General features: G+C 71.8%; 24 protein-coding genes. 13 read left to right on the forward strand and 11 right to left on the reverse strand.

Annotation, left to right across the window (positions count from 1 at the left end; all coding sequences use genetic code 11):
* Positions 1-31 precede the first annotated feature (31 nt).
* The gene (locus K3554_RS10385) at positions 32-448 is read left to right on the forward strand and encodes a hypothetical protein (RefSeq protein WP_259939950.1); all 417 of its coding nucleotides are present in this window, start codon (positions 32-34) and stop codon (positions 446-448) included.
* Between the two features lie 58 nt (positions 449-506).
* On the opposite strand, the gene K3554_RS10390 is transcribed toward K3554_RS10385, so the two are convergent.
* The 6 genes from K3554_RS10390 to K3554_RS10415 form a co-directional block, all read right to left on the reverse strand.
* A complete protein-coding gene (locus K3554_RS10390) occupies positions 507-2,267 on the reverse strand; it encodes an acetolactate synthase 3 large subunit (RefSeq protein ID WP_259939952.1) in 1,761 nt (586 codons plus the stop codon).
* A 234-nt stretch (positions 2,268-2,501) separates the two neighbouring features.
* The gene (locus K3554_RS16840) at positions 2,502-3,218 is read right to left on the reverse strand and encodes a CatB-related O-acetyltransferase (RefSeq protein WP_311200326.1); all 717 of its coding nucleotides are present in this window, start codon (positions 3,216-3,218) and stop codon (positions 2,502-2,504) included.
* The gene (locus K3554_RS10400; RefSeq protein ID WP_259939954.1) at positions 3,215-3,655 is read right to left on the reverse strand and encodes a GNAT family N-acetyltransferase; all 441 of its coding nucleotides are present in this window, start codon (positions 3,653-3,655) and stop codon (positions 3,215-3,217) included. The genes K3554_RS16840 and K3554_RS10400 overlap by 4 nt, the downstream gene beginning before the upstream one ends.
* On the reverse strand, positions 3,631-5,010 hold the full coding sequence (locus tag K3554_RS10405) for a TRAP transporter large permease (protein WP_409197350.1): 1,380 nt from the start codon (positions 5,008-5,010) through the stop codon (positions 3,631-3,633). The genes K3554_RS10400 and K3554_RS10405 overlap by 25 nt, the downstream gene beginning before the upstream one ends.
* Positions 5,011-5,050: 40 nt before the next feature.
* Positions 5,051-5,680, reverse strand: coding sequence for a TRAP transporter small permease subunit (locus K3554_RS10410; protein ID WP_259939958.1), 630 nt, complete (start codon positions 5,678-5,680; stop codon positions 5,051-5,053).
* Positions 5,681-5,743: 63 nt separating this feature from the next.
* Positions 5,744-6,754 carry a C4-dicarboxylate TRAP transporter substrate-binding protein gene (locus K3554_RS10415; protein WP_259939960.1) on the reverse strand — a complete coding sequence of 337 codons (1,011 nt, stop codon included), beginning with the start codon at positions 6,752-6,754 and terminating at the stop codon, positions 5,744-5,746.
* Between the two features lie 112 nt (positions 6,755-6,866).
* Between K3554_RS10415 and K3554_RS10420 the strand changes: the two genes are divergently transcribed.
* From K3554_RS10420 to K3554_RS10430, 3 genes are read left to right on the forward strand one after another with little or no spacing between them, the layout of a single operon-like run.
* Positions 6,867-7,595 carry an HpcH/HpaI aldolase/citrate lyase family protein gene (locus tag K3554_RS10420; protein ID WP_259939962.1) on the forward strand — a complete coding sequence of 243 codons (729 nt, stop codon included), beginning with the start codon at positions 6,867-6,869 and terminating at the stop codon, positions 7,593-7,595.
* Positions 7,592-8,581, forward strand: a complete 990-nt coding sequence (locus K3554_RS10425; protein ID WP_259939963.1) for a hypothetical protein — start codon at positions 7,592-7,594, stop codon at positions 8,579-8,581. The genes K3554_RS10420 and K3554_RS10425 overlap by 4 nt, the downstream gene beginning before the upstream one ends.
* Positions 8,578-9,018, forward strand: a complete 441-nt coding sequence (locus tag K3554_RS10430) for a YaiI/YqxD family protein (RefSeq protein ID WP_259939965.1) — start codon at positions 8,578-8,580, stop codon at positions 9,016-9,018. The genes K3554_RS10425 and K3554_RS10430 overlap by 4 nt, the downstream gene beginning before the upstream one ends.
* Positions 9,019-9,141: 123 nt before the next feature.
* Here the strand turns inward: K3554_RS10430 and trpE are convergent, their stop codons facing one another.
* The 4 genes from trpE to ssb all read right to left on the reverse strand — a co-directional run bounded on the left by trpE (position 9,142) and on the right by ssb (position 14,381).
* On the reverse strand, positions 9,142-10,644 hold the full coding sequence (trpE, locus tag K3554_RS10435) for an anthranilate synthase component I (RefSeq protein WP_259939967.1): 1,503 nt from the start codon (positions 10,642-10,644) through the stop codon (positions 9,142-9,144).
* Positions 10,645-10,648: 4 nt separating this feature from the next.
* Positions 10,649-12,508, reverse strand: coding sequence for a peptidylprolyl isomerase (locus K3554_RS10440; RefSeq protein WP_259939970.1), 1,860 nt, complete (start codon positions 12,506-12,508; stop codon positions 10,649-10,651).
* 63 nt (positions 12,509-12,571) lie between these two features.
* On the reverse strand, positions 12,572-13,771 hold the full coding sequence (locus K3554_RS10445) for an aminotransferase (RefSeq protein ID WP_259939973.1): 1,200 nt from the start codon (positions 13,769-13,771) through the stop codon (positions 12,572-12,574).
* An 82-nt stretch (positions 13,772-13,853) separates the two neighbouring features.
* Positions 13,854-14,381 (reverse strand): single-stranded DNA-binding protein, encoded by a 528-nt coding sequence (ssb, locus tag K3554_RS10450; protein ID WP_259939975.1) that lies wholly within the window; start codon positions 14,379-14,381, stop codon positions 13,854-13,856.
* A gap of 235 nt (positions 14,382-14,616) precedes the next feature.
* Between ssb and K3554_RS10455 the strand changes: the two genes are divergently transcribed.
* The 8 genes from K3554_RS10455 (at position 14,617) to K3554_RS10490 (ending at position 22,980) form a co-directional block, all read left to right on the forward strand.
* Entirely contained in the window at positions 14,617-15,216 is a 600-nt protein-coding gene (locus tag K3554_RS10455) for a lytic transglycosylase domain-containing protein (RefSeq protein WP_259939978.1), read from the forward strand.
* A 134-nt stretch (positions 15,217-15,350) separates the two neighbouring features.
* Entirely contained in the window at positions 15,351-16,442 is a 1,092-nt protein-coding gene (locus K3554_RS10460; protein ID WP_259939980.1) for a TRAP transporter substrate-binding protein, read from the forward strand.
* 88 nt (positions 16,443-16,530) lie between these two features.
* A complete protein-coding gene (locus tag K3554_RS10465; RefSeq protein WP_259939982.1) occupies positions 16,531-17,451 on the forward strand; it encodes a TRAP transporter small permease subunit in 921 nt (306 codons plus the stop codon).
* A gap of 74 nt (positions 17,452-17,525) precedes the next feature.
* Positions 17,526-19,883: a TRAP transporter large permease subunit gene (locus K3554_RS10470; protein ID WP_259939985.1), complete on the forward strand. Its 2,358-nt coding sequence runs from the start codon at positions 17,526-17,528 to the stop codon at positions 19,881-19,883.
* 536 nt (positions 19,884-20,419) lie between these two features.
* Positions 20,420-20,809, forward strand: a complete 390-nt coding sequence (locus K3554_RS10475) for a hypothetical protein (protein ID WP_259939988.1) — start codon at positions 20,420-20,422, stop codon at positions 20,807-20,809.
* 115 nt (positions 20,810-20,924) lie between these two features.
* Positions 20,925-21,425 (forward strand): peptidylprolyl isomerase, encoded by a 501-nt coding sequence (locus tag K3554_RS10480; RefSeq protein ID WP_259939991.1) that lies wholly within the window; start codon positions 20,925-20,927, stop codon positions 21,423-21,425.
* A complete protein-coding gene (locus K3554_RS10485; protein WP_259939992.1) occupies positions 21,418-21,978 on the forward strand; it encodes a peptidylprolyl isomerase in 561 nt (186 codons plus the stop codon). Before K3554_RS10480 ends, K3554_RS10485 begins: the two co-directional genes overlap by 8 nt.
* Before the next feature lie 54 nt (positions 21,979-22,032).
* Positions 22,033-22,980, forward strand: a complete 948-nt coding sequence (locus tag K3554_RS10490; protein WP_259939994.1) for a DUF3179 domain-containing protein — start codon at positions 22,033-22,035, stop codon at positions 22,978-22,980.
* A gap of 67 nt (positions 22,981-23,047) precedes the next feature.
* Here K3554_RS10490 and K3554_RS10495 read toward each other — a convergent pair whose 3' ends face one another.
* Positions 23,048-23,233, reverse strand: a complete 186-nt coding sequence (locus K3554_RS10495) for a hypothetical protein (RefSeq protein WP_259939996.1) — start codon at positions 23,231-23,233, stop codon at positions 23,048-23,050.
* 81 nt (positions 23,234-23,314) lie between these two features.
* Here K3554_RS10495 and K3554_RS10500 point away from each other — a divergent pair, with 81 nt between their 5' ends.
* Positions 23,315-24,460: an anhydro-N-acetylmuramic acid kinase gene (locus K3554_RS10500; RefSeq protein WP_259939997.1), complete on the forward strand. Its 1,146-nt coding sequence runs from the start codon at positions 23,315-23,317 to the stop codon at positions 24,458-24,460.
* The last annotated feature ends 31 nt before the right edge of the window (positions 24,461-24,491 follow it).

The following is a 24,491-nucleotide window of genomic DNA, read 5'->3' on the forward strand; positions in this document are numbered from 1 at the left end:
TCCCCGCCCCGCAACGAATTAGGAGACGCACATGACCCTCGCCAAGATCCTCGCCGCCGGTGCCACTGCGATCGCCCTCGCCACCCCCGCCGCCGCGCAGATGGTGCTCAAGAGCTACGACGTGAACAGCGACGGCAAGCTGACCGGCGCCGAGTTCCGCGGCCTGTTCAACGACAACCCGATGATGGCCGACCTCGACACCGACGCCGACGGCTTCATCTCCGAGATGGAATACCAGGCCGCCTTCGGCGACCCGACCATCCTTGCCGACACCACCTTCGGCTCCTACGCCTACACCGACTGGGACAAGGACTCCGACGGCCTCGTGGCCAGCACCGAGTTCGAGGAAGGCTTCCTGACGCTCTACGACCAGGACGAGTCGGGCGACATCGACGAGGCCGAGTTCACCACCATGCAGGGCGAGGTGAACCAGGTCATCGCACGCTGATCCCACTCCCCGCGCGACGAGGGGCGGCCCCCGGGCCGCCCCTTTCCGTTTCGGGCCGCTAGACCAGCACCGCGCCCACGGAGGTGATGGCGCCTTGCGTCTCCGCGTTGGCCATCAGCATCTCGTTGTGGGCCTTGCCCGACGGGATCATCGGGAAGCAGTTCTCGTGCTTCTCCACCAGGCAGTCCACGACCACGGGGCCGTCGTGCGCCAGCATCTCGCGGATCGCCTCGTCGAGGTCGGCCGGGTCCGAGACCCGGATACCCTTGGCGCCGAACGCCTCGGCCAGCTTCACGAAGTCGGGCAGCGCCTCGGACCACGACTGCGAGTAGCGCTCGCCGTGCAGGAGCTCCTGCCACTGGCGCACCATGCCCAGCCGCTCGTTGTTGAGGATGAACTGCTTCACGGGCAGGCGGTACTGCATGGCCGTGCCCATCTCCTGCATGTTCATCAGCCACGACGCCTCGCCGGCCACGTTGATGACCAGCGCCTCGGGGTGCGCCACCTGCACGCCGATCGAGGCGGGGAAGCCGTAGCCCATCGTCCCGAGACCCCCCGACGTCATCCAGCGGTTCGGCGCCTCGAAGCCGAGGTACTGCGCCGCCCACATCTGGTGCTGCCCCACCTCGGTGGTGATGTAGCGGGCCGGGTGGTCCTTGGTCAGCGCCTCGAGCCGCCGCATGGCGTGCTGCGGCTTGATGGTCTGCTCGGACTGCTCGAAGTCGAGGCAGCGGACCTCGCGCCACTGCTCCACCTGCGCGGTCCACGACTGCAGCGCGGCGCGGTTCACCTTGCGGCCCCGCGCCTTCCAGACCCGCAGCACGTCCTCCAGCACGTGGCCCACGTCGCCCAGGATGGGCACGTCCGCCTTCACGACCTTGTTGATCGACGAGGGGTCGATGTCGACGTGGACCTTGCGCGAGCGGGGGCTGAACGCGTCGATCCGCCCGGTGATCCGGTCGTCGAAGCGCGCGCCGATGTTCAGCATCAGGTCGCAGCCGTGCATCGCCATGTTGGCCTCGTAGAGGCCGTGCATCCCCAGCATCCCCAGCCAGTGCCGGCCCGAGGCGGGGTAGGCGCCCAGCCCCATCAGCGTCGACGTGATCGGGAAGCCCGTCGCCTCCACCAGCTCGCGCAGGAGCTGGCTCGCGGCCGGGCCGGAGTTGATGACGCCGCCGCCGGTGTAGAACACGGGCCGCTCGGCGGTCTCGATCATGGCCACCATCTGCTCGATGGCCTCGGGGTCGCCCTTGAGCTTCGGCTGGTAGTGCGAGACCTCGGTCTGTTTCGGGCCGACGTAGGCGCCCGACGCGAACTGCACGTCCTTGGGGATGTCCACCAGCACCGGGCCGGGACGGCCCGAGCGCGCGACGTGGAACGCCTCGTGCAGCACGGGCGCCAGGCGGTCGGTCTCCTTCACCAGCCAGTTGTGCTTGGTGCAGGGCCGGGTGATGCCCACGGTGTCCGCCTCCTGGAAGGCGTCGGAGCCGATCATGAAGGTCGGCACCTGGCCCGACAGCACCACGATTGGGATCGAGTCCATCAGGGCGTCCGTCAGGCCCGTCACCGCGTTCGTCGCGCCGGGGCCGGAGGTGACGAGCGCCACGCCGATCTTGCCGGTGGAGCGCGCGTAGCCCTCGGCCGCATGGACGGCCGCCTGCTCGTGGCGCACGAGGAGGTGGCGGATGTCGTTCTGCTGGAACAGCTCGTCGTAGATCGGCAGCACCGCGCCGCCGGGATACCCGAAGACGCGGTCCACGCCCTGGTCCTTCAGCGCGCGCACGACCATCTGCGCGCCGGTCATCTGCTTGGTGGTCATCCGTTCCGTTCCCTCTGCCGCGCCCACGAAAAACCCCCGGAGGGGCGATCTCCGGGGGCGCATGGTTGCCGACGTGGCGTCCGCGTTCAGCGGCCCATGCACCCGTTCGTTACGATGATGAGAAGTGCGCCCATGACTGTCCCCGATACGATGGGTGCGGTTCTACCCGACCGCCCGGCGACGTCAACCGCCCCGAGAAAAGTTTCGCGCATGGGGGGCGGGACTTGCCGAAAGTTACGTGGCAAGCGCCTCCGCCAGCGTCATGCGCCGCTCCGGCAGGGCCGCGAGGTCGTCCTGCCCCGCCTCCACCGCGTCGAGGAAGGCCTCCGGGTCCTCCACCGGCAGGCGCTGGAGGCCCGGTGCGTCGAAACGCCACCACGCGAGCGCGGCGGCGCGCGCGCAGGTGGCCGCGTCCCAGCGCATCCGGATCACCCGCGCCGGCACGCCGCCGACCACCGCGTAGGGCGGCACGTCCCGCGTCACCACCGCGCCGAAGGCCAGCACCGCCCCGTCGCCGACGCGCACGCCCCCCGACAGCGTCACGTCGTCCGCGACCCATACGTCGTTGCCGATCACGGCGGGCGCGGGGTCCTCCGCGAAGTCCGGCATCGGGCCGGGGGCCGCGCCCGTCATAATGCGGAAGCGGCGGGGCTTGTAGAACACCGGGCTGGTCGAGGCCCACGCGGCGGGGTGGCCGTATCCCATGACCCGCAGGCCCCGGCCGATCGAGCAGTAGCGACCCACGCTGGCGATGCCGGGAGCGAGGCTGGCCGAGTAGCTGTAGGCGCCCAACGGCATCATCCCCTCGGGCGGGTGCTGGGTGGAGGCCTCGAACCGCGCATCGGTGCCGCGCATCCGCACGGGGCCGTCCGGGGCGGGGAAGATGCGGATGCGGTGCCGCTCGCGCAGCGTCTCCACGTCGTCCGGCGTCACGAGGCGGGGGCGGGTCACGGGTGCTCGAGCCCCCAGTCGTACATCACCAGCCCGCCGGTCTCGCGCGCGCCGATCGCGCGGTAGAGGCCGCGCGCCGCCTCGTTGTGCTCCTCGGTCGCCAGCCACGCTTGCGTCACCCCGCGGAAGCGGGCCTCGGCCAGCAGACGCCGCACGAGCTGCGCTCCGATGCCCCGGCGGCGATGGGCGGGCAGGGTACCCACCTCGTTCACGAACAGGATCGGCGGCTTGTCGGGATGCAGGAGCACGGTGCCCGACGCGAAGCCGACCACCGCCTCCGCCTCCTCGGCGAACACCAGCAAGCTGTTCGGATCCTCCGCGAAGGCCTGCAACTGCGCGTCGTCGACCGGCTCGTCGAACACCGCCGCGCCGAGCAGCCGGTCCGCGTTTCCGGCGTCCAGCACCCGCAGGATCACCCCAGCAAGCCCGGCAGCCACAGCACGATTCCTGGGAAGGCGATGAGCACGGCCACCGTCACCACGTCGGCCACGAAGAACGGCGAGGCGCCGCGGAACACGTCCTGCACCGAGATATCCATCTTCGCGTCCTGCGCGACGCCCGCCACCACGAAGCAGTTCAGCCCGATGGGCGGCGTGATGAGACACAGCTCCGCCATCTTCACCACGATGATGCCGAACCAGATCGCCACCTCGGTCTCGGTCATGCCGAGACTGCCCACCTCGTCGCCCGTGGCCCCGTTCAAGGCGATGACGGCGGGGTAGGTCACGGGCAGGGTGAGGATCAGCATCCCGATCGCGTCCATGAACATGCCCAGCACCACGTAGGCCAGCAGGATCACGAGGAGGATCGCGTAGGGCGGATAGTCCAGCCCGGCGATGAAGGCCGCGAAGGTCGAAGGCAGCTTGGCGAAGCCGAGGTAGCGCACGAAGATCAGCACGCCCCAGATCATCGCGAAGATCATGACCGTGAGCTTCGCCGCCTCCATCAGCGCGCCCTTGAGCTGGCCCCACCGCATGCCCCGCCACACGGCCATCGCCAGCACCACGCCCGCGCCCAGAGCGCCCGCCTCGGTGGGCGTCGCCCAGCCGAAGTAGATCGAGTAGACGATGATGAAGACGACCAGGAGGATCGGCATCGCGCCGGGCAGCGAGGCGAAGCGCTCGCGCCAGGTGAAGCCGCCGATGGGCGGCCCGAGCTTCGGGTTCAGCTTCGCCAGCCCGATCACGAGCGCGGCGTAGATCAGCGCCGAGACCATGCCAGGCAGGAAGCCCGCCAGCAGCAGCTTGCCCACCGACTGCTCCACGATGATCGCGTAGATCACGAGGATCGCGGAGGGCGGGATCAGCGAGGCCAGCGTGCCCCCCGCCGCCACCACGCCGGCGGCGAAGCGCTTGTCGTAGCCCTCGCGCAGCATCTCGGGGATGGCGATGCGCGCGAACACCGCTGAGGTCGCCACGGAGGCGCCCGACACGGCGGCGAAGCCCGCCGTTGCGAACACGGTGGCCACCCCGAGGCCCCCCGGCGTCCAGCCGATCCAGCGCTTGGCCGCCTCGAACAGGTAGCGCGTCAGTCCCGCGTAGTAGGCGAGGTAGCCGATCAGGATGAACGTGGGGATCAGCGACAGCGCGTAGGTGGTCGACTTCGAGTGCGGGATCTGCCCCGCCAGCTTCATTGCCGTGACCAGCCCCCGGTCGAAGCCCTGCTTCTGCATGAAGAACAGGCAGAGCCCGAGGAACCCGATGAACGCCGCGGCGAAGGCCACCCGCACCCCGATCAGCACGAGCACCAGCAGCAGCCCCGAGAGCCACAGCGAGGTCGTGAACACGTCCACGTCCTGAAGCAGCGCCTTCATGTCGATCACGGAATCCATGTCAGTCCGCCCCCTCGACGGCGTGGGCCTCCTTGGAGGCCTGCTCCGCCGGGTCCTCGGGCAGCGGAACGGCGACCGGCTCCGCCGCGCCCGTGCGCAGCGCCCGCCCGTAGGCCCAGAGCTGCAGGAGCAGCCGCAGGAACAGCAGCGCGAAGGCGACCGGAACGGCCAGCTTCGAGGGCCACAGTGGCAGCGCGATGTCGATCGAGGAATCGGTCGAGAAGTTCGGCGCGTTCCAGTCGAACGAGCGCGCGAAGTGGAACCACGTCCCGTAGACCAGCGCCGCCACGACGACGAGCATGAACAGGACGGAGACGAACTCGAACAGCCACAGGATCCGCCCCTTGAGGCTCCCCACCAGGAGATCCATGCGGATGTGCCCCCCCTCGCGCTGCACGTAGGCGAGCCCGAGGAACGCGAACACGGCCATGAACTGCTCGGTCCAGTCGATGTAGCCGGGCACCGGCATGTTCGCGAGCTTGCGCAGGAGCACGTTGGCGATGGCCAGCAGCACCAGCGCGAAGATCACCACGCCCGAGCCGAGGTTCAGCGCGGCCTCCACGCGCAGCACCGCGCGGTCGATGCGCGACAGGCGCGTGGTATCCTCGCGCACGTTGGACGGGGTGGACATGGGAGGCCTCCGGGCATGCCACGCCCCGGCACGGGGGCCGGGGCGCGGCGGGTCAGGGACGCGTCAGTTCGAGGGAGCGTTCTCGTCCACGGCCTCGACCGTCAGGTCGTAGAGCTCCTGGCCCGGCAGCCCGTTGGCCTCGGCGTCGGCGATCCAGGCCTGGTGGATCGGGGCGGCGTTCTCGCGCAGCTTGGCGATCTCCTCCTCGGCCACGGTCACCTTCTGGACGCCCTTCTCCTGCAAGGTCGCCTCCCAGCCTTCCAGCAGCTCGGCGTAGTTGGCGAGGTAGTGGTCGATGGCCTCCGCGACGCTCTCGTCGAGGATCGCGCGGTGCTCGTCCGACAGCGCCTCGTAGGCGTCGACGTTCACCACCACGGGGCAGTTCACGGTGCCGGGGTTCAGGTTCTCGGTCCACCAGTCGGCGATGTCGATGGTGCCGAAGCTCAGGTGCGCGTGCTGCGCGAAGGCCACCGAGTCCACGACGCCCGATTCCATGGCATTGTAGGCCTCCGAGGACGTCACCGAGGTCGGCACCGCGCCGGCCGCCGAGAACACCTCGCCGATGCCGCCCGTGGCGCGCACCCGCATGCCCTCGAAGGACTCGACCGTGTCGCGCGGCTCGCCGGTGCCGACCAGGTTGTACTGGGGCATGGGCGAGGTCATCAGGATGCGCGCGTTCCACTGGGCCATCTCGTCGGCCACGGCCGGATGGGCGTAGACGGCGTTGGCGACCGCGACCTCCTGCTCCAGGTTCTCGACGCCAAGGAAGGGCAGCTCCAGCACGGTGATCGCGCGGTTCTTGTCGCGGTGGTAGCCGGCGCAGAACTGGGCCATCTCGAAGGCCCCGATCGAGATGCCGTCGAGGTTCTCGCGGTTGTTGGACAGGCCGCCGTAGCTGACGTTCATGGTGAACTCGCCGCCCGACTTCTCGGCGACCAGCTCGGCCAGCTTCTCGACGTGCTCGGTGAAGGCGCGCCGCGTGCCCCAGACCGAGACGTTCCACTCGACAGCGAGGGCCTCGCCGGCGAAGGCGAGCGTGAGCGCCGCCGTGGCGGCGGTGGTGAAGAGTTTCATCGTATTCCTCCCGTTCGGGGTCATCCCGCCCCGCGTGCCGCGACGCTAGCGCGCCGGACGTGGCGGGCCAACCCCGCTTGCGGGGGCGCGCGCCGGGTGCCACCCACGCCCCATGACGCTCCGATCCCGCATCCTGGCCCGCGAGGCCCTCACGGGCCTATGGCAGGTCCTGCCCGGCCCCGTGGCCGCCGAGATCGCCGGCGCCGCCGGCTTCGACTTCCTGGTCCACGACGGCGAGCACGGGCCGTGGGACCCGTCCGACCTCCGCACGCGCCTTGCGGCGTCGCGCACCGAGGGCGTGATCCGGGTGCCCGCGAACGAGGCGTGGCTGGTCAAGCAGGCCCTCGACCTCGGCGCGCGCACGGTGCTCGTCCCGATGGTGGACGACGCCGCGCAGGCCGAGGCCGCCGTGCGCGCCGCCCGCTATCCGCCCGAGGGCATCCGCGGCAACGGCGCCTACGTCGCCCGGGCGTCCGGCTACGGACGGGACGTCTGCTACGTCGCCGAGGCCAACGCCCGCACCTCCGTCTGGGTGCAGGCCGAGAGCCGCCGCGCGCTCGGCAATCTCGAGGCTATCGCCGCCGTGCCGGGCGTGGACTGCGTGTTCCTCGGACCCGCCGACCTCGCCGCGGACATGGGGTTCGCCACCGAGCCGCGTCACCCCGAGGTGATCGCCGCCGTCGAGGACGCCATTGCGCGCCTCGCGGCGACCGGCATCCCCTGCGGCGCCTTCGGCCCGCCGGACCTGATGGACCGCTGGCGCGCCCTAGGCGCCAACGTGCTGGCGGCGGGCGCCGACGGCACCGCGCTCGCCGCCGCCCTCGCGGCGCTGCCCCGGTGATCCGCCTCGCCGCGCGCGGGGCGCGGGCCACGTGGGAGCCGTGCTGCGGACACCTGCCCGAACTCTGGATCGACGGCGCCCCCGTGCTCCACGCCGCCCCGTGGCGCGAGAACTTTGCGGTGCAGGCCGACGCCGCGATCCCCCTCGTGGACCGCCGCCTCGGTGGCACCTTCGCCTGCGCCCCCTTCGGCCGCGACGATGCGGACGGTGGCCCGCCACACGGGCTGTCGGCGAACGCCCCGTGGCGCACCGTCCGCGCGGCCCCCGGCGCGCTGGTGGCCGAGCGGCGCCTCGGGCGGGGCAGGGTGCGCGCCCGCCTCGCCCTGCGGGATGGCCACCCGGCGCTCTACCAGCACCACGTCCTCGCGCTCGACGCGTCCTCGACCTTCGCGCACCACCCGATGTTCGGGATGGCCGCGGGCGGGCGCCTCTCCACCACGCCCCCCGTCGCGGTGCTGACCTTCGCGGGCGCCGACGCGCCGCGCTACCACCCGGACCAGCACGCCACCGGCTGGACGCTGGACACGCCCCAAGGCCCCCGCGACTGGCGCGACTACCCGGCCGAGCCTTGCGAGGACTTCGTCGCCCTCGTCCACCCGCCCGGCCTCGCCTTCACGGCGCTGGCCCGCGAGGCGGAGGGCAACACCGTCGTCACCCTCAAGCGCGCCGAGCAACTCCCCCTGACCTGCCTGTGGATCAGCAACGGCGGCCGCACCGCGCCGCCGTGGAACGGCCGCCGCGGCGTGCTGGGCATCGAGGATGCCCGCTGCGCCGGCGCCGACGGCTTCGCCGCCGCGCTTGGGAGCACGTGGCGCGCGGACGTCCCCACCGCCTTCCCGCCGGGCCGCCACGCGATCCCCCACGCGATCCTCCGCCTCCCGGGCCGTCACGAGATCACGGGCGTGACCCTCTCCCCCGAGGCGGCCACCTTCGAGACCGACACCGGGCCCCTCGCGGTCCCCTTCGACGGAAGCCACCTCGCATGATCCTCGTGGACGCCGACGCCTGCCCCGTGAAGCGCGAGATCGTGGACGTGGCGATCCGCCGGAACCTTCGTGCCGTGTTCGTGGCCGGCAGCTACCTGCGCCTGCCCGAGCACCCGCTGGTCTCGTTCTTCGCCGCCGGCGACGGCTTCGACGCCGCGGACGACGCCATCGCCGCCGTGGCCCGCCCCGGCACCGTGACCGTGACCGCCGACATCCTGCTGGCGGGCCGCATCATCGAGGCGGGCGGCGCCGTGATCGACCCGAGGGGCCGCGAGTTCACGCCCTCCTCGATCGGCGAGACCACCGCCACCCGCAACCTCATGGCCGACCTGCGCGGCGGCATCGAGCAGGGCGGCGGCCCCAAGCCCTACACCCAGGCCGACCGGGCCGCCTTCAAGAACGCGCTGGACAGGACGCTCACGCGCCTCCGGCTCTAGTCCTCATCCTGCCCGAAATACCTCGGGGGAGCCGCCGCAGGCGGCGGGGGCAGAGCCCCCGACTGGCGCCTCCCGATATGCACGGGGGGTGTACGGGGGGTGCACGCCCGGCACCCCCCCAACTCAGCGGTTCCCGCCCCCCGCGAACCGCCCCGCCTCGCGCGCCGCGGCGACCAGCGCGCGGGCCTTGTTCACGGTCTCCTGGAACTCCGCCTCGGGGTCCGAGTCGTGCACCACGCCGCCGCCCGACTGCACGTAGAGCGTGCCGTCCTTCACCACGCCGGTCCGCAGCGCGATGCACATGTCCATGTCCCCACCCGCGGAAAAGTAGCCCACTCCCCCGCCGTAGACGCCACGCTTCTCGGGCTCCAGCTCGTCGATGATCTCCATCGCCCGCACCTTCGGCGCCCCCGACACGGTGCCCGCCGGAAGCCCAGCCAGCAGGGCCGACAGGGCGTCCTGATCGTCCCTTAGCTCGCCCACGACGTTCGAGACGATGTGCATCACGTGGCTGTAGCGCTCGACCACGAACTGCTCCGTGGGGCGCACGGTGCCGAACTTCGCGACCCGGCTCACGTCGTTGCGCCCGAGGTCCAGCAGCATCAGGTGCTCGGCCCGCTCCTTGGGGTCGCCGAGCAGGTCGGCCTCCAGCGCGCGGTCCTCCTTGGGCGTGGCGCCGCGGGGGCGGGTGCCGGCGATGGGGCGGATCGTGACCTCCTGCCCGAACACGCGCACGAGGATCTCGGGGCTTGCCCCCACGACCTGGAAGTCCCCGAAATCGAAGAAGAACATGAACGGCGAGGGGTTCGTGCGCCGCAGCGCGCGGTAGAGCGAGAAGGGCGGCAGCGGGAAGTCGTAGCTCCACCGCTGCGAGGGCACGCACTGGAAGATGTCGCCTGCGGCGATGTACTCGCGCGCGCGCTCCACGGCGGCGCGGTAGCCTTGGGGCGTGAAGTTCGAGCGGCCCTCGGGCAGTTCGAACGGCTCGGCCAGGTCGCGGGCCGCGGCGGGCGCGCGCGACAGCGAGGCGAGCGCGTCCTGGAGCCGCTCGGCGGCCTGCGCGTAGGCGGCGCGGGCGCTCTGGCCTCCGGCGGCCCAGACCGGCGCCACCAGCGTCACCTCGCCCTTCACGCCGTCGAGAACGGCCACCACCGAGGGGCGCATCAGCACCGCGTCGGGCAGGCCCAGCACGTCCGGATTGGGCGTGGGCAGGCGCTCCACGAGGCGGATCATGTCGTAGCCGAGGAAGCCGAACAGTCCCGCCGACGCGGCCGGCAGCCCCTCGGGCAGGTCGATGCGGCTCTCGTCCAGCAGCGCGCGGATGGCATCAAGGGGGCTTCCTGCGTCCTCCCAGGCGTCGGGGTCCCAGCGCGCGGCGCGGTTCACGCGGGACGCGGCGCCGCGGCATTCCCACACGAGGTCGGGGCGCATGCCCACGATCGAGTAGCGCCCCCGCACCTCGCCGCCCGTGACCGATTCGAGCATGAACGAATGGGGCTGCGCCTCGGCGAGCTTCATCATCAGGCTCACGGGCGTGTCGAGGTCCGCCGGCAGGCGGGTCCAGAGGACCTGGTTGCGGCCCTCGGCGTGGATGGCCTCGAAGGCGGGGAAGCCCGGCTCGATCACCGCCTCAGTTCCCGCCGAGGAGCTGTGCCTCGACCGCCTGCACGGCGGCGCCGTTCACCGAGAAGCCCGCCGCCTCCTGTGCGGCCGTTCCGTAGAGAGCGAAGAGGTCGGCGGCCAGCTCGCCGCGGGTCTGGGCGCGGATGGCATTCAGGGTCTCGGCGGCCGCCGGATCGTCCGCCTCGGGCACGGTGCTGCCGTCCACTCGGATGAGGTAGGCGCGCTGCGCGTCGGCGGGCGCGGCGAAGACTTCGCCCGGCTCGGCATCGAAGATCGCGTCCACGAGATCGCGCGGCGCGTCGGCGATGCCGCCGTCGCGCTCTATCCCGGTCACGCTCTCGGCGCGCAGGCCGAGGGCCTCGGAGGTCTCGCCGGCGCGGATGCGCTCGGCCAGTTCCTCGGCGCGGGCGAGCAGGCGGGCGCGCAGGCTATCCTCCTGCCAGGCGGCCTCGACCTCGGCGCGGATGTCGGCGAGCGGGGGCAGGGCGGCGGGGTCCACGCCGTCGAGCCGCAGCGCGAACACGCCGCCGTCGGCCATCTCGACCAGTTCCGGAAAGTCGCCCTCCTCGGCGGCGGAGGCGGCCTCGCGGAACGCCTCGTAGCCGGCGATGCCCTCGCTGACCGACGGGTCCCAGGCGACCGTGCCCAGCTCCAGGTCGGTCTCGGCGGCGATCTCCTCGAGCGTGGCGCCGCCCGCCAGCAGGTCGTCCACCGCGTCGCGCTGCGCCTCGATGGCGCGGCGGGCCTCGTCCAGACCGACCTCGCGGGCGAGCGGGATGGCCACGTCGGCGAGCGGCGTCACGCGCTCCTCCAGCACGGCGTTCACGCGGAAGAGCGACGGTCCGAGCTCGGTGTCGACGGGGCCGACGAGGCCGGGCTCGTCCAGCGCGAACAGGGCCTCCGCGACCGGCGCGTCGAGGTCGTCCGCGGCCAGCTCGCCCTGGTCCACGTCGGCGAGCGTAAGGCCGCGCGCCTCGACCAGCGCCTCGAAGGTGGTCTCGCCCGCGTCGATGCGCGCGCGCGCCGCAGCGGCGGCTTCGGCGTCCGGAAAGGCGAGGCGCTCGGCGATCACGCGGCGGGGCAGGCGGTACTCGTCGGCGCGCGCCTCGTAGAGGGCCTCGAGCTGGGCGCGCTCCACGGGCATGCGCTCGGCCAGGAGGTCGGGCGAGGCCCAGGCGTAGGTGATGCGGCGGCGCTCGGGTACCTCGAAGTCGGCGGCGTTCTCGGCGAGGAACGCCTCCAGTTCCGCGTCGGTCGGCGCGGCGGGCCCCGCGTCGAGCTGGTCCATCGTCACCTGCGCCACGGTGGCGTCGCGGCGCTCCTCGAACCAGCGGGCGATGGTCTCGGCGTAGCCCGCGGGGGCATCCACGCCGCCGATCACGGCGGCCTGCAGGATCTCCCGCGCGGCTTCGTCGCGAATGCGGGCCTCGTACCCGGCCTCGTCGAAGCCGGCCTGGCGCAGGGCGAAGGCGTAGGCCTCGCGGTCGAAGCCGCCCGAGAGGCCGCCGAAGTAGGGCGTGGCGCGGATGCGCTCGGCCACGACGGCGTCGCCGACCGAAAGGCCGAGGGCGTCGGCCTCCTCGGCCAGCGCGGCGTCGGCGAGCAGGCGGTCCATCACGGCCCGGTCGCGGCCGAAGAGCTTGAGCTGCTGCAGGGTCAGGTTCGTGCCCGCGCGCTCCGAGAAGGCGCGCTGCTCGGCCTGCAGGGCGCGGGCATAGTCCTGGGTGTCGATCTCGCGGTCGCCTACCTCGCCCACGGACAGCGTACCGCCGCCGAAGCCCGAGATCCCGAAGCCGCCGAGCGACAGCACGAGGAGGCCGAGCACCGCCCAGACGATGGCGTTTGTCTTCTTCTTTTCGCGCGCCATGGGCCGCCCCCCTTGTGGTCCGGCGGCGTGATAGGCCGGGGGCAGGGCAGGGGCAAGCGAGCGTCAGGCCGGCGCGACGTCCCGGAGGCGGCGGAACAGCTCCTCGATGCCGCCGAGGTCGGCGTTGGCGTAGGCGATGCGCAAGGTCGCCTCGGCGCGGCCCGAGCCGCCCGCCTCGCGCAGGGGGCCGAACATGGTGCCGGGCAGGAGCAGGAGGCCCGCGTCGCGCACGAGGCGGCGGCACAGCGCGTCGGAGCGCTCCGGGAAGGGGTGGCGCACGTAGGCGAAGTAGGCGCCGCAGCCCAGCACCTCCCATTCGGCGAGGTCGCGGAAGCCCGCGTCCATCGCCCGCCGGCGGGCCAGGATCTCCCGCCGCTCGCCCGCGAGCCAGTCGCCGAGGTTCTCCATGCCCCACAGGGCCGCGTGCTGGCCGAGCTGCGCGGGGCATATGGTGACGGTGTCGAGCCACTTCTCGGCCTCGCGCAAGCGGTCCGCCGCGGCGACGATCGCGCCCACGCGGTGGCCGGTCAGGCGGTAGCTCTTGGAGAAGCTGAAGAGCTGGATCACCGTACGGTCCCAGTCCGGATCTTCCAGCAGCGCGTGGGGCGCGCCCTCGGCAGCGTGGAAGTCGCGGTAGGTCTCGTCTAGGATGAGGGCGATGCCGCAGGCGCGGGCGAGGTCCCGGAAGGCGGCCACGAGGGCGGCGGGGTACTCGACGCCGCCGGGGTTGTTGGGCGTGACCAGCAGGATCGCGCGGGTGCGGTCGTCGATCGCCGCGGCGACGGCTTCGGGATCGGGCAGGAGGTCCTGGCCGGTCTCGTGAAGGCGGGCCTCGATGCCCTCCATCGCCAGCCACATCGCGTGGTTGAAGTAGTAGGGCGTCGGCACCACGACGTTGTCGCCCCGCGCGGCCAGCGTCGAGACGGCGGCGGCGAAGGCCTGGTTGCAGCCGGCGGTGATGGCCACCTGCGCGGGGCGCGCCGTGCCGCCGTAGTGCGCGGACCAGTCGGCAGCGAGACGCTCGCGCAGCGCGGGCAGGCCGAGCACGGGGCCGTAGAGGTGTGCCTCGGGCACGTCCACGGCGAGGCGCGCGATCTCGCGGCGCAGCCCTTCCGGGGGCGGATCGGCGGGCGCGGCCTGGCTGAGGTTCAGGAGGGGGCGGTCTTCGGGGAACGCCACGCCGTCGAGCCAGCGCCGCGCCTCCATGACCGGGGGCGGGATCGTCGCGGCGAGGGCGGGGTTCAGGGGGTGCGGACGGCTCATGGCGGCGAGCGTTAGGGGCGCCGCGCCGTCCGCGCAAGAATCGAAAGGGCCGCCCGGGGGCGGCCCCGATACGCGGATCGGATCAGAACGGGATCTCGTCGTCCATGTCGGAGCCGCCGCTGCCGCCGCCCCCACCGTAGCCGCCGCCGCCCCCGCCGCCGCCGTAGCCGCCCCCGCCGCCGCGATCGTCCTGGTAACCGCCGCCACCCCCGCCGCCGCCGCCGTAGGAGCCACCACCTCCGCCGCCGCCGCCTTCGCCGCGGCCGTCGAGCATGGTCAGCTCCGAGCGGTAGGGCCGCAGCACCACCTCGGTGCTGTAGCGGTCGTTGCCGCTCTGATCCTGCCACTTGCGGGTCTCGAGCTGGCCCTCGATGTACACCTTGGAGCCCTTCTTGAGGTACTGCTCGGCGACGCGCACCAGCGGCTCCGAGAAGATGGCGACCGAATGCCACTCGGTGCGCTCCTTGCGCTCGCCCGAGTTCTTGTCGCGCCAGGTCTCCGACGTGGCGATCCGCAGGTTGCAGACCTTGCCGCCGTTCTGGAACGACCGGGTCTCGGGGTCGCGCCCCAGATTGCCGATCAGGATCACCTTGTTCACGCTTCCGGCCATGCTGCCCTCTCGTCTCGATTCCCGGCCCCGTCTAGCGCGGGGCGGCGCATCGCGCACCCCCGCGCAGGACGCGCGACCCGTTTCGCCGACCGATATAGGCATTCGAGCCGCGTGAACGAAGGGGGAACGGAGGCGAATCCGACACGAGTTGGCAGATTGCACCCGACCGCGTAGGCTGCGCGCCGGCAGTGCCGGGCAACGGCGCGCCCGGACGCACGGGACAGCGGAGACGGCGATGATCGGACGAGTGACGCTCGCGGGGGCGCTGATGCTGGGGCTCGGCGCGGAGGCATACGCGCAGACCCTCTCCACCCGCGCGCGCGGCGACAGCTTCTCGCGCCAGACCGCGCTGATCGACGGACGGCTGTCCGGGCAGTACCGCAACTCGACGCGGCTCGTGCCTGTGACCCCTGGGCTCGAGACCGGCCGCTCCACCAGCGGTGCCGAGACCGTGCCGCGCTACCGGGGCGCCCGCTCGCGCTGGCTGGAGCCGGCGCGCGCCGCCGCCCGGCGACACGGCGTCCCCGAGGACCTGTTCCTCCGGCTCGTGCGCCAGGAATCGGGCTGGAACGCGCGCGCGCGCAGCCACAAGGGCGCGCTGGGACTGGCGCAGCTCATGCCGGGCACCGCGCGGCTCCTGCGCGTCGATCCGCACGATCCCCTGCAGAACCTCGACGGCGGCGCGCGCTACCTCGCGCAGCAGTTCCGCCGCTTCGGGTCGTGGCGGCTGGCGCTCGCAGCCTACAATGCCGGCCCCGGCGCGGTGGAGCGCCACGGCGGCGTGCCGCCCTTCCGCGAGACCCGCGGCTACGTGCGCGCGATTCTCGGAAGCTGACAGTCCGCTGGCGCCAACAGGCGTTTGACACCGGCGGGGGCGACGTTACGGTCGCCGCCACGCCCGGAACGGGTGTGCCGGGTCCGTCCGAGGAGAGGCGGGGCCTGCATAAGATAACAGGGAAGGTTCCACACATGGATCGTCGTTCGTTCCTCCGCAATTCCACTATCGGCGCCGGGGCCGCCGCGGGCGCCGCCGCGCTCGCCGCGCCGGCCTACGCGCAGGGCAACCGCACCCTCACGATGGTCACCACCTGGGGCCGCGGCCTCGCCGGCGTGCACGACAGCGCGCAGCACGTGGCCGACAGCATCACCGCCATGACCGACGGCACCCTCACGGTCGACCTGAAGGCCGCCGGCGAGCTGGTCGGCGCCTTCGAGGTGTTCGACGCGGTCACATCGGGCCAGGCCGACATGTACCACGGCGCCGACTACTACTTCGTCGGCCAGCATCCGGGCTACGCCTTCTTCACGTCCGTGCCCTTCGGCATGACGGCGCAGGAGCTGGCCAACTGGTACTACCACATGGGCGGCCACGAGCTGCACGACGAGCTCGGCCAGATCTTCGGCCTCAAGAGCTTCCTCGGCGGCAACACCGGCGCCCAGGCCGGCGGCTGGTTCTCGAAGGAGATCAACGGCCCCGAGGACTTCCAGGGCCTCAAGTTCCGCATGCCCGGCCTCGGCGGCGAGGCGCTCGGCAAGATGGGCGCCTCCGTGCAGAACATCCCCGGCGCCGAAGTGTACCAGGCCCTGAGCTCGGGCGCGATCGACGGCACCGAGTGGATCGGCCCCTGGGCCGACGAGAAGGCCGGCTTCCAGGAGATCACCAAGACCTACTACACCGCCGGCTTCCACGAGCCGGGCGCGGGTCTGTCGGTGGCCGTGAACCGCGACGTGTTCGACGAGCTGTCGCCCGCCCACCAGAAGATCGTCGAGATCGCTTCCGCCGAGGGGCACCAGTGGAACCTCGCGCAGTTCCTCAGCGAGAACGGCGCCGCGCTGGAGCGCCTTCAGTCGGCCGGCGTCACCCTGCGCGAGTTTCCCGACGCCGTGTGGTCGGCCATGGGCGCCGCCTCGCAGGAGACGCTCGACCAGTACATGGACGACGAGCTGTTCGCGCGCATCCGCGAGAGCTACAACGACTCGCTGCGCAAATCCTCGGAGTGGATCCAGAAGTCCGAGGGCACCTACCGCGTGCAGCGCGACGCCTACCTGAACCGCGGCTGACGCCGCCCGGTCCGCCCGCCAGGCGGGCCGACACGCGACCCGGGCGGCCCCGAGCGGGCCGCCCGTTTCCGACCGCGGGGACCCCCTCATGCTCGATGCCATCGGAGCCTTCCTCCTCGACCTCGTGCTCGCGCCCTGGCGCGTGGCCATGGCCGTGGCGAACCCGGACAGCTGGCTGCTCTGGACCGGGGGGCTGGATTCGCCCGAGGCCAACGAGAGCCTCATGCGCTTCGTGTACTACGGGGCGTCGAGCGAGCTGGCCTTCGTGATCCTGTTCGTGTTCCTCGCCATCACGATCGCCGGCGCCTTGTCGGCGCGCTTCCTGTGGGGCGTGGTGCGTGGGTCCGAGACCGTGCTGAACCTCGTGGGCCGCATCGCCGCCTGGGCGGGCCTGATCATGGTCCTGCAGCAGGTCATGATCGTGTTCCTGCAGCGCATCTTCCGCGTCTCCGACATCACCGTCGGGCCCTTCGGCACGGCGTTCACGCGCGACCTGTCGTGGTACTCGGAGGAGCTGAAGCTCTACAACGCCATCGTGGTGTGCCTTTGCGTCGCTTGGACCTTCATACAGGGCGGCCACGTGCGCGTCGATCTCGTCTACGGCGCCGTGAGCCACCGCAAGAAGCGCAGCATCGACATGTTCGGCTCGCTCGTCTTCATGATGCCGGCGCTGGGGCTGATCTGGCTCTACGCGTGGTACTTCTTCTGGCGCTCCATGATCACGCCGGCGTCGTCCGCCTCGGACCCGCTGGACCGGCTGCTGATGAAGGCCCGCGCCGTGCGCTGGAACGTCGAGACCATCGGCTTCAGCCCCAACGGCTTCGACGCCTACTTCCTGTTCAAGGTGCTGATCCTGCTCTTTGTCGCCACCGCCTTCTGGCAGGCGATGGTGTTCTTCTGGCGCTCCTGGCTGGAGCGGCGCGAGGGCGAGCTGTCGGCCGGCCGCTACCTCGACCGCGACGTGATGGGCGACGAGGTCGGCGAAGAGGGCAAGGCCCACACCGCCTGATCGGGCCGACCGGCCCGCCGTATCTGCCCCCGGGGGAGGGGGCGCGAGACTAGACCGCAGGGGACCTGACGCGGATGCTTTTCGGACTGGACGGGGTCGAGATCGGCCTGATCATCGTGTTCCTCTGCCTCTTCGGCGGGATCATGTCGGGCTTCCCGGTGGCCTTCGCCATCGCCGGGGCGGGCGTGATCTCGTTCGCGGTCATCGCCGGGCTCGACGAGGCCGGAATCCTGGTGCACCAGGCCATCGACGCGGGCTCCGCGGAGTACCGCGCGCTGGTGGCCGAGGGTGTGGCCCGTGACGCCATATCCAAGTTCCGCTACCCCGACCTGCCGCGCGTCACCGAGTCCCTGTTCCCGCAAGGCTGGGAGCAGGCGCTCGACCGCAACATCGGCTTCATCGTCAACCGCATGAACGAGCGCGTCATCGCCGGCGCCTCGATCGAGACGCTGCTGGCCGTGCTGATGTTCGTGATGATGGGCATTACGCTGGAGCGCTCGCGCATCGCCGACGACCTGCTGCAGACCATGGCCCGCGTGTTCGGCCCGCTGCCCGGCGGCCTCGCCGTCTCGATCGTGATTGTGGGCGCCTTCCTGGCCGCCTCCACCGGCATCGTCGGCGCGACCGTGGTAACCATGGGCCTGCTGGCCCTGCCGACCATGCTGCGCAACAACTACTCGCCGGAGCTGGCGACGGGCGTGATCGCCGCGTCGGGTACCCTGGGGCAGATCATCCCGCCGTCGATCGTGATCGTGCTGCTCGGCACGCTCGCGGGCGACATCTACTCCACCGCGCAGGAGCAGCGCGCCGCCGCCGTCGGGTGCTCCGACGCGCTGACCTACCTCGGCGAGCCGGCGGTCGTCTCCGTGGGCACGCTGTTCCAGGCCGCCCTGCTGCCGGGCATCCTGCTGGCGTTCCTCTATGGTGCCTACGCGTTCGGCTTCGCCCTCCTGAACCCGTCGAAGGCTCCGCCGGTGACGCTGGACGGTGGCCGGGGCACGCCGACCACCCGCAACGACGCGCTGGTATGGTTCCTCGCCGTTCCGGCCGCCATCGTGGTGGGCGGCATCGCCCTCGGCTTCGCCGGCGTGATCGGCGGGCAGGACGTTGCGGTTGGGTCCTTCTCGGCCGCCGGCGACTCCGCGTCCCTTCGCACCAACGTCTCGCCCGCCTGCCAGGCCGCCATGATCGAGCTGCACGGCCAGTTCGCCTGGGACCTCGCGCTCGAGCAGCAGGCCGCGATCGACGCCTCGGGCGGGCAGCAGCTCGCCCGCGAGCTGACCGCCGAGGAGATCGCCGAGCTCCGGACCCTCGCCGTGGCCGACGCGGCCCCCATCGGCGTCGGCATCGCGATCCTGTTCCTCGGGCTCGGCCTCGTGCTCGCCGTCGCCCGCGGCGTGAACCCGCTGGCCGACCCGCGGCCCCTGCTGGTCGGCGCCGGCGGCGTCGCGCTGGCGCTGCTGATCGACGTGACGCTGATCGGGCCGCTGACCTCGCCCGGCACCACCTTCGCGCTCATGGCGATCCCAATGGTGATCGTGGCCTTCGGCCTGTGGCCCGCGCTCAAGCGCCTTGCGGGCAACGAGCTGCTGCGCGTGGTCTTCCCGCCGCTCGTGCTGATCGTGGCCGTGCTGGGCTCGATCCTCGGCGGCATCACCAACCCCACGCCCGCCGCCGCGCTGGGTGCGGCGGGCGCGATCATGCTCGCCGCCTACCGCAAGCTGAAGGACGAGAACCGGACCGGGGCGACGATCCTGCTCGCCTCGCTCGCCCTCGTGGTGATGCTGCTCTTCGGCATCAACTTCGACCTGCGCATGGGGCTGGCGACGACCACCGCCGCCGACGTAATCGCCAACGTGATCGCGACGATCGCCTACCACGCCGCCTTCCTGGGCCTCCTCTACGCCTGCTGGGTGCTCCTGCGGACCGGCGTGCTGGGCCCCGTCGTGCGCGAGACGGCCAAGGTGACGTCGATGGTGTTCACCATCCTTATCGGCTCGCAGCTCCTGAACCTCGTGCTGATCTCGTTCGGCGGCGAGCACTACATTCAGACGTTCCTCAAGAGCTTCGACAGCGAGATCCAGGTCTTCCTGATCGTGATGCTCGTGCTCTTCGTGCTCGGCTTCGTGCTCGACTTCCTGGAGATCATCTACATCGTGATCCCGATCGTGGGCCCGGTCATCTATGGCGGCACGCTCGATCCGAAGTGGGTGACGATCATGGTGGCCGTGAACCTGCAGACCTCGTTCCTGACGCCGCCCTTCGGCTTCGCGCTGTTCTACCTGCGAGGCGTCGCCCCGGCGCAGGTCACCACGGGCCACATCTACCGCGGCGTGATCCCCTTCGTGCTGATCCAGATCCTGGGTCTGGGCGCGCTGTGGCTCTTCCCGGGCATCGTCACGATCGTGCCCGACCTCCTGCCCAGCAACTGAGGCGCGCCTTGCCGGGACCGGCTCGGCTGGGCCGCGGTCCCACCGATCATCGCAGGAGTCGAAACCCAGCGCGGCGTTCCTGCGGCGGGGGAGGGAAGATTCGCATCCACGCGCTGCGTATCGCCTGCGCCGCTCTCCCGTCGGTAGAATCGGGGGAGGGACGGGCCCCCTCGACTTGCCCGCCAACGCGTTGACCCAGCGGAATTTTCGCTGGAACGTCGGATCTGAAGGTGGGTTTGCAAAAAAATGGCAGCCCGACGTCGGAATGCCCTCGCCCTTCGTGGACGCGTCAATCGTTTTCGATCAACCCCTTGTGATGCTGGCGTTATGGCCGTGGTGGAAACGCGCGTTTCTCCACGCCCGGCGCCGGGGAGCGCGCACTGCCCCCGTTCGGCCCCGAATGGGGCGACCCCGGGGCAGTGCCGCCCCATCGGTGCCGCGGTCTCCCCCCCCGATGCGGGGTGTAAGCAAGGGTCGCCACGGAGATAGGACAGATGGCCGAGACACGAGACCGACAGACGAACGCACGCACACGCATGCTGATCGCCGCCGTCGTGGGCAGCGAGGCCGCCGCGGCCTGTGCCGCGATCCTCGACCTCGGCGGGGGGCCGGCGATCGCCAGCGCCGTGTCGCTGCCCGAGGGCATCATGCTCGCCTACGCGATCTGGATGACCAACGTGGCGCTCGCCCTGCTCAGCGGCGTCCGCAATCGCATGATGATGATGCTGGCCGGCGGTCTCGCCATCGTCGGCGCCGCGCTCGGCAGCGAGGCGGGCTGGAGCATCCTCACCGTTGGCGTGACCCTGCTGGTGATCGCCGCGCCCTTCGCCCTCGTGCGGGGCACCGGCTCCGTGGCGCGCGCGGCGGGACCGCTGAGCCACAGCCGCTTCGAGGGCGCCGCGCCCCGTCGGAACGGCATGGCCTGATCGGCGCCGGGCCGCGCGGTTCGACCCCCGCGCGGCCTGCCGCACGCCCACCTCCGCTTTCCCTCCGGCCCCCGAGACCCTAGGTGTCCCGCTGAACGACACCACGGAGGCTCCCATGGCCGAGATCAAAGATCCCGAGAACACCATCCTGCTCGAGCTCGAGAGCGGCACCGTCACCATCGAGTTGCTGCCCGACATCGCCCCCGGCCACGTCGAGCGCATGAAGGAACTGGCCCGCGAGGGCGCCTACGACGACGTCGTCTTCCACCGCGTCATCGACGGCTTCATGGCCCAGACCGGCGACGTGAAGCACGGCAGGAGCGGCGGCGACACCCGCCGCGCCGGCACCGGCGGCTCCGAAAAGCCCGACCTCAAGGCCGAGTTCTCCGGCATCCCCCACGACCGCGGCACTATCGGCGCGGCCCGCTCGGCCAGCCCGGACAGCGCGAACTCGCAGTTCTTCATCAACTTCTCCGACAACCACTTCCTGAACCGCCAGTACACGGTCTACGGCCGCGTGATCGGCGGCATGGATCACGTCGACACCATCACCCGGGGCGAGCCGCCCGCGAATCCCGACAAGATCGTCTCGATGAAGGTGGCCGCCGATGCGTAGCGTCCTCTTCGCCTCCGCCGCGGCCCTGCTCGCCGCCGCGCCCGCCTTCGCCACCGAGATCGAGATCGACGTCGCCGGCGAGGCGTCCGGCACCGTGGTGGTGGACCTGTTCGAGGACGTGGCCCCCAACCATGTCGCGCGCATCACGGAACTTGCAGAGTCCGGTGCCTACGACGGCGTCGTGTTCCACCGCGTGATTCCCGGCTTCATGGCCCAGACCGGCGACGTCCAGCACGGGCGCGAGGGCGGCGACCTCGCGCTCGCGGGCACCGGCTCCTCCGAGCTGCCGAACCTCGACGCGGAGTTCTCGGACCGCTCGTTCGAGCGCGGTGTGGTGGGGATGGCTCGTTCCAGCGATCCGAACTCGGCGAACGCCCAATTCTTCATCGTGTTCGAGCCCGCACCCCACCTCGACGGCCAGTACACCGTGGTCGGTCAGGTGGTCGAAGGCATGGACGTGGTGGACGCCATCAAGAAGGGTTCGGCCGCGCGCAATGGCGCGATCGAGGGTACGCCCGACCGCATGGAGGCGGTGCGGGTCGTCGCGGACTGATCTCACGCCCATGTCACTTCGGCGGAGCGGGGCGGGGGCGTTAGGCTTCCGCCCATGCTCCGCCTCCTCGTACTCCTGATCCTCGCGCCCGCGCTGGTCTCCGCCCAGCCTGCGGACTGGACGCGCGAGTTCCCCCGCGCCGACTTCTCGCGCAGCACCGTGGACCTCTCCGAGATCGTCTCGGGCGGCCCCCCGCGCGACGGCATCCCCGCGCTCGACGACCCCGCCTTCGGCCCGGGCGCCTCCGGGCTGGACCCGCGCGAGCCGGTTGTGACGCTTGCGCTCCCGGGCGAGTCCGCGCGAGCCTACCCGGTGCGCTACCTCCTGTGGCACGAGATCGCGAACGACCGCATCGGCGAGGTCCCTGTCGCGGTGACCTACTGCCCGCTGTGCAACGCCTTCCTGGCCTTCGACCGGCGCGTGGACGGCAAGGTGCTGCGGTTCGGCGTGACGGGACGGCTGCGGAACTCCGACATGATCATGTACGACCGCGAGACCGAGAGCTGGTGGCAGCAGGCGACCGGCGAGGGGATCGCGGGGGTCCATGCCGGCGCGCGGCTGCGGGCGCTGCCCGCGTGGATGGAGCCGCTCTCGGCCTTCCTCGCGCGCGAGCCCGGCGGGCTGGTCATGCAGGCGCCGGCGGCGGCGCGGCCCTACGGGAGCAATCCCTACCGCGGCTACGACACGTCGGGCGACCCGTTCCTCTATCGCGGCGAGGATCCGCCCCACGGCATCCCGCCGCTCGCTCGCGTCGTCGCCGTGGGCGACCGCGCCTGGCCGCTCGAGCGCGTGCGCCGCGCGGGCACGATCCGCGAGGCGGGGCTTGAGATCGCGTGGGAGGCGGGGCTTGCGTCCCCACTCGATGCGGGGCGTCTCGCGGAGGGGCGCGACGTTGGCTTCGTGCGCGTGCGGGATGCCGCGGGCGCCGACGTGGTGCACGACGTGCCCTTCGCGTTCGCGTTCCACGCATTCCACCCCGACGGGACGTGGATGCTGGACTAGCGTTGCCGCGAACGCGAAAGCCCCGGCGCGGGGGCCGGGGCTTCGGTCAGCGCGAATGGTGGGTGCGCTACTCGGTGACAGCGGGGGCGACCACGCCCTCCACCTCCGTGGCACCGTCCTCGACGTCGTCCACTATGAACACAAAGTAGGCCACGAGGATCACCGCCACGAACGCGAGGCACGCCGCCATGATCATGAGCGGTCCGGAATGGAGGCGTTCCTGCTTCTCGACGTTCGTCTTCGGGGCACTCATGGCGGTCTTCCTTGCGGCGGTGTGGTTCCCTATGGAACGTGGGGGGAGGGGCCTCGGTTCCCTCGCGTCGCCGGAGAAGCCATGCAACCGATCCGCGCCCTCGGCACCATGTCGGGAACCTCGCTCGACGGGGTGGATGCCGCCGAGATCGTGACCGACGGCGAGCGGATCGCCGCGTTCGGCGCCTCGGACTTCCGCCCCTACGCGCCCGCGGAGCGAGAGGTGCTGCGCGCGGCCCTCGGCTGTTGGCCCGGCGAGGCGGGCGTGGCCGAGGCCGCCGAGGTGGTCGAGTCCGCGCACGCCCGGCTGCTCACGCGCTTCGAGACCCCCGATGCCGTGGGCTTCCACGGCCAGACCCTCGCCCACGCGCCGGAGCGTCGGCGCACCCATCAGGCCGGCGACGGCGCGGTGCTGGCCGAGGTGCTTGGCGTGCCCGTGGTCTGGGACTTCCGAACCGCCGACGTGCGGCTGGGCGGCGAGGGCGCGCCCCTCGCGCCCGTGTTCCACCACGCCTGCGCCCGCCACGTCTCGGCCCGCCGTCCGGTCGCCTTCCTGAACCTCGGCGGCGTCGGCAACCTCACCTGGGTCGATCCCGCGGAACCCGACCCTGGCGCCGCCATGCTGGCCTTCGACACCGGCCCCGCGAACGCACCCATCGACGACCTGTGCATGGACTGGCTGGGGGAGCCCTTCGACCGCGACGGGCAGCTTGCGCGCGAGGGCGAGGCGCACGCCGCGCTGGTGAAAGCCGTGCTCGAAGACCCGTTCTTCCGCCGCGCCCCCCCGAAGTCGCTGGACCGCGATGCCTTCCGCCGCGCGGGCGCGCCGATCGACGCGCTGCCCCCGTCGCACGCCGCCGCCACCTGGGTGGCCGTCGTCGCCGCCTCCGTGGCGCGGGGGCTGGAGCATTGCCCCGCCACGCCGGAACGGCTGCTCGTGACAGGTGGCGGGCGCCGCAACCCGGCGATCATGGCCGCGCTCGCGGGCGCGGTGCCCTGTGCGGTGGAGCCGGTCGAGGCGGTGGGACTCGACGGCGACATGCTGGAAGCGCAGGCCTTCGGCTTCCTCGCCGTGCGGGTCATGCGCGGCCTGCCGACGTCGTTCCCCCGTACCACGGGCGTCGCCGCTGCGGTGGGCGGCGGGCAGGTGTCGCATCCGGCGGGGTCGGTTGCCCCTCGGGTAGCGGGTGCTAGACACCACGGGGGGCGCCCGCTACACGGCGCCTGATAGCGCTAACGGCAGGGCCAGCCGGCCCGGA

The organism is Jannaschia sp. W003 (assembly GCF_025144335.1).
Classification (GTDB): domain Bacteria; phylum Pseudomonadota; class Alphaproteobacteria; order Rhodobacterales; family Rhodobacteraceae; genus Jannaschia.

What these genes read in the sequence shown, in the direction of transcription:
- K3554_RS10385 (WP_259939950.1), top strand. Translation starts at nt 32, where the DNA reads ATGACCCTCGCCAAGATCCTCGCCGCCGGTGCCACTGCGATCGCCCTC.
- K3554_RS10390 (WP_259939952.1), bottom strand. Translation starts at nt 2,267, where the DNA reads ATGACCACCAAGCAGATGACCGGCGCGCAGATGGTCGTGCGCGCGCTG.
- K3554_RS10410 (WP_259939958.1), bottom strand. Translation starts at nt 5,680, where the DNA reads ATGTCCACCCCGTCCAACGTGCGCGAGGATACCACGCGCCTGTCGCGC.
- K3554_RS10415 (WP_259939960.1), bottom strand. Translation starts at nt 6,754, where the DNA reads ATGAAACTCTTCACCACCGCCGCCACGGCGGCGCTCACGCTCGCCTTC.
- K3554_RS10420 (WP_259939962.1), top strand. Translation starts at nt 6,867, where the DNA reads ATGACGCTCCGATCCCGCATCCTGGCCCGCGAGGCCCTCACGGGCCTA.
- K3554_RS10430 (WP_259939965.1), top strand. Translation starts at nt 8,578, where the DNA reads ATGATCCTCGTGGACGCCGACGCCTGCCCCGTGAAGCGCGAGATCGTG.
- K3554_RS10440 (WP_259939970.1), bottom strand. Translation starts at nt 12,508, where the DNA reads ATGGCGCGCGAAAAGAAGAAGACAAACGCCATCGTCTGGGCGGTGCTC.
- K3554_RS10445 (WP_259939973.1), bottom strand. Translation starts at nt 13,771, where the DNA reads ATGAGCCGTCCGCACCCCCTGAACCCCGCCCTCGCCGCGACGATCCCG.
- ssb (WP_259939975.1), bottom strand. Translation starts at nt 14,381, where the DNA reads ATGGCCGGAAGCGTGAACAAGGTGATCCTGATCGGCAATCTGGGGCGC.
- K3554_RS10455 (WP_259939978.1), top strand. Translation starts at nt 14,617, where the DNA reads ATGATCGGACGAGTGACGCTCGCGGGGGCGCTGATGCTGGGGCTCGGC.
- K3554_RS10460 (WP_259939980.1), top strand. Translation starts at nt 15,351, where the DNA reads ATGGATCGTCGTTCGTTCCTCCGCAATTCCACTATCGGCGCCGGGGCC.
- K3554_RS10465 (WP_259939982.1), top strand. Translation starts at nt 16,531, where the DNA reads ATGCTCGATGCCATCGGAGCCTTCCTCCTCGACCTCGTGCTCGCGCCC.
- K3554_RS10470 (WP_259939985.1), top strand. Translation starts at nt 17,526, where the DNA reads ATGCTTTTCGGACTGGACGGGGTCGAGATCGGCCTGATCATCGTGTTC.
- K3554_RS10475 (WP_259939988.1), top strand. Translation starts at nt 20,420, where the DNA reads ATGCTGATCGCCGCCGTCGTGGGCAGCGAGGCCGCCGCGGCCTGTGCC.
- K3554_RS10480 (WP_259939991.1), top strand. Translation starts at nt 20,925, where the DNA reads ATGGCCGAGATCAAAGATCCCGAGAACACCATCCTGCTCGAGCTCGAG.
- K3554_RS10485 (WP_259939992.1), top strand. Translation starts at nt 21,418, where the DNA reads ATGCGTAGCGTCCTCTTCGCCTCCGCCGCGGCCCTGCTCGCCGCCGCG.
- K3554_RS10490 (WP_259939994.1), top strand. Translation starts at nt 22,033, where the DNA reads ATGCTCCGCCTCCTCGTACTCCTGATCCTCGCGCCCGCGCTGGTCTCC.
- K3554_RS10495 (WP_259939996.1), bottom strand. Translation starts at nt 23,233, where the DNA reads ATGAGTGCCCCGAAGACGAACGTCGAGAAGCAGGAACGCCTCCATTCC.
- K3554_RS10500 (WP_259939997.1), top strand. Translation starts at nt 23,315, where the DNA reads ATGCAACCGATCCGCGCCCTCGGCACCATGTCGGGAACCTCGCTCGAC.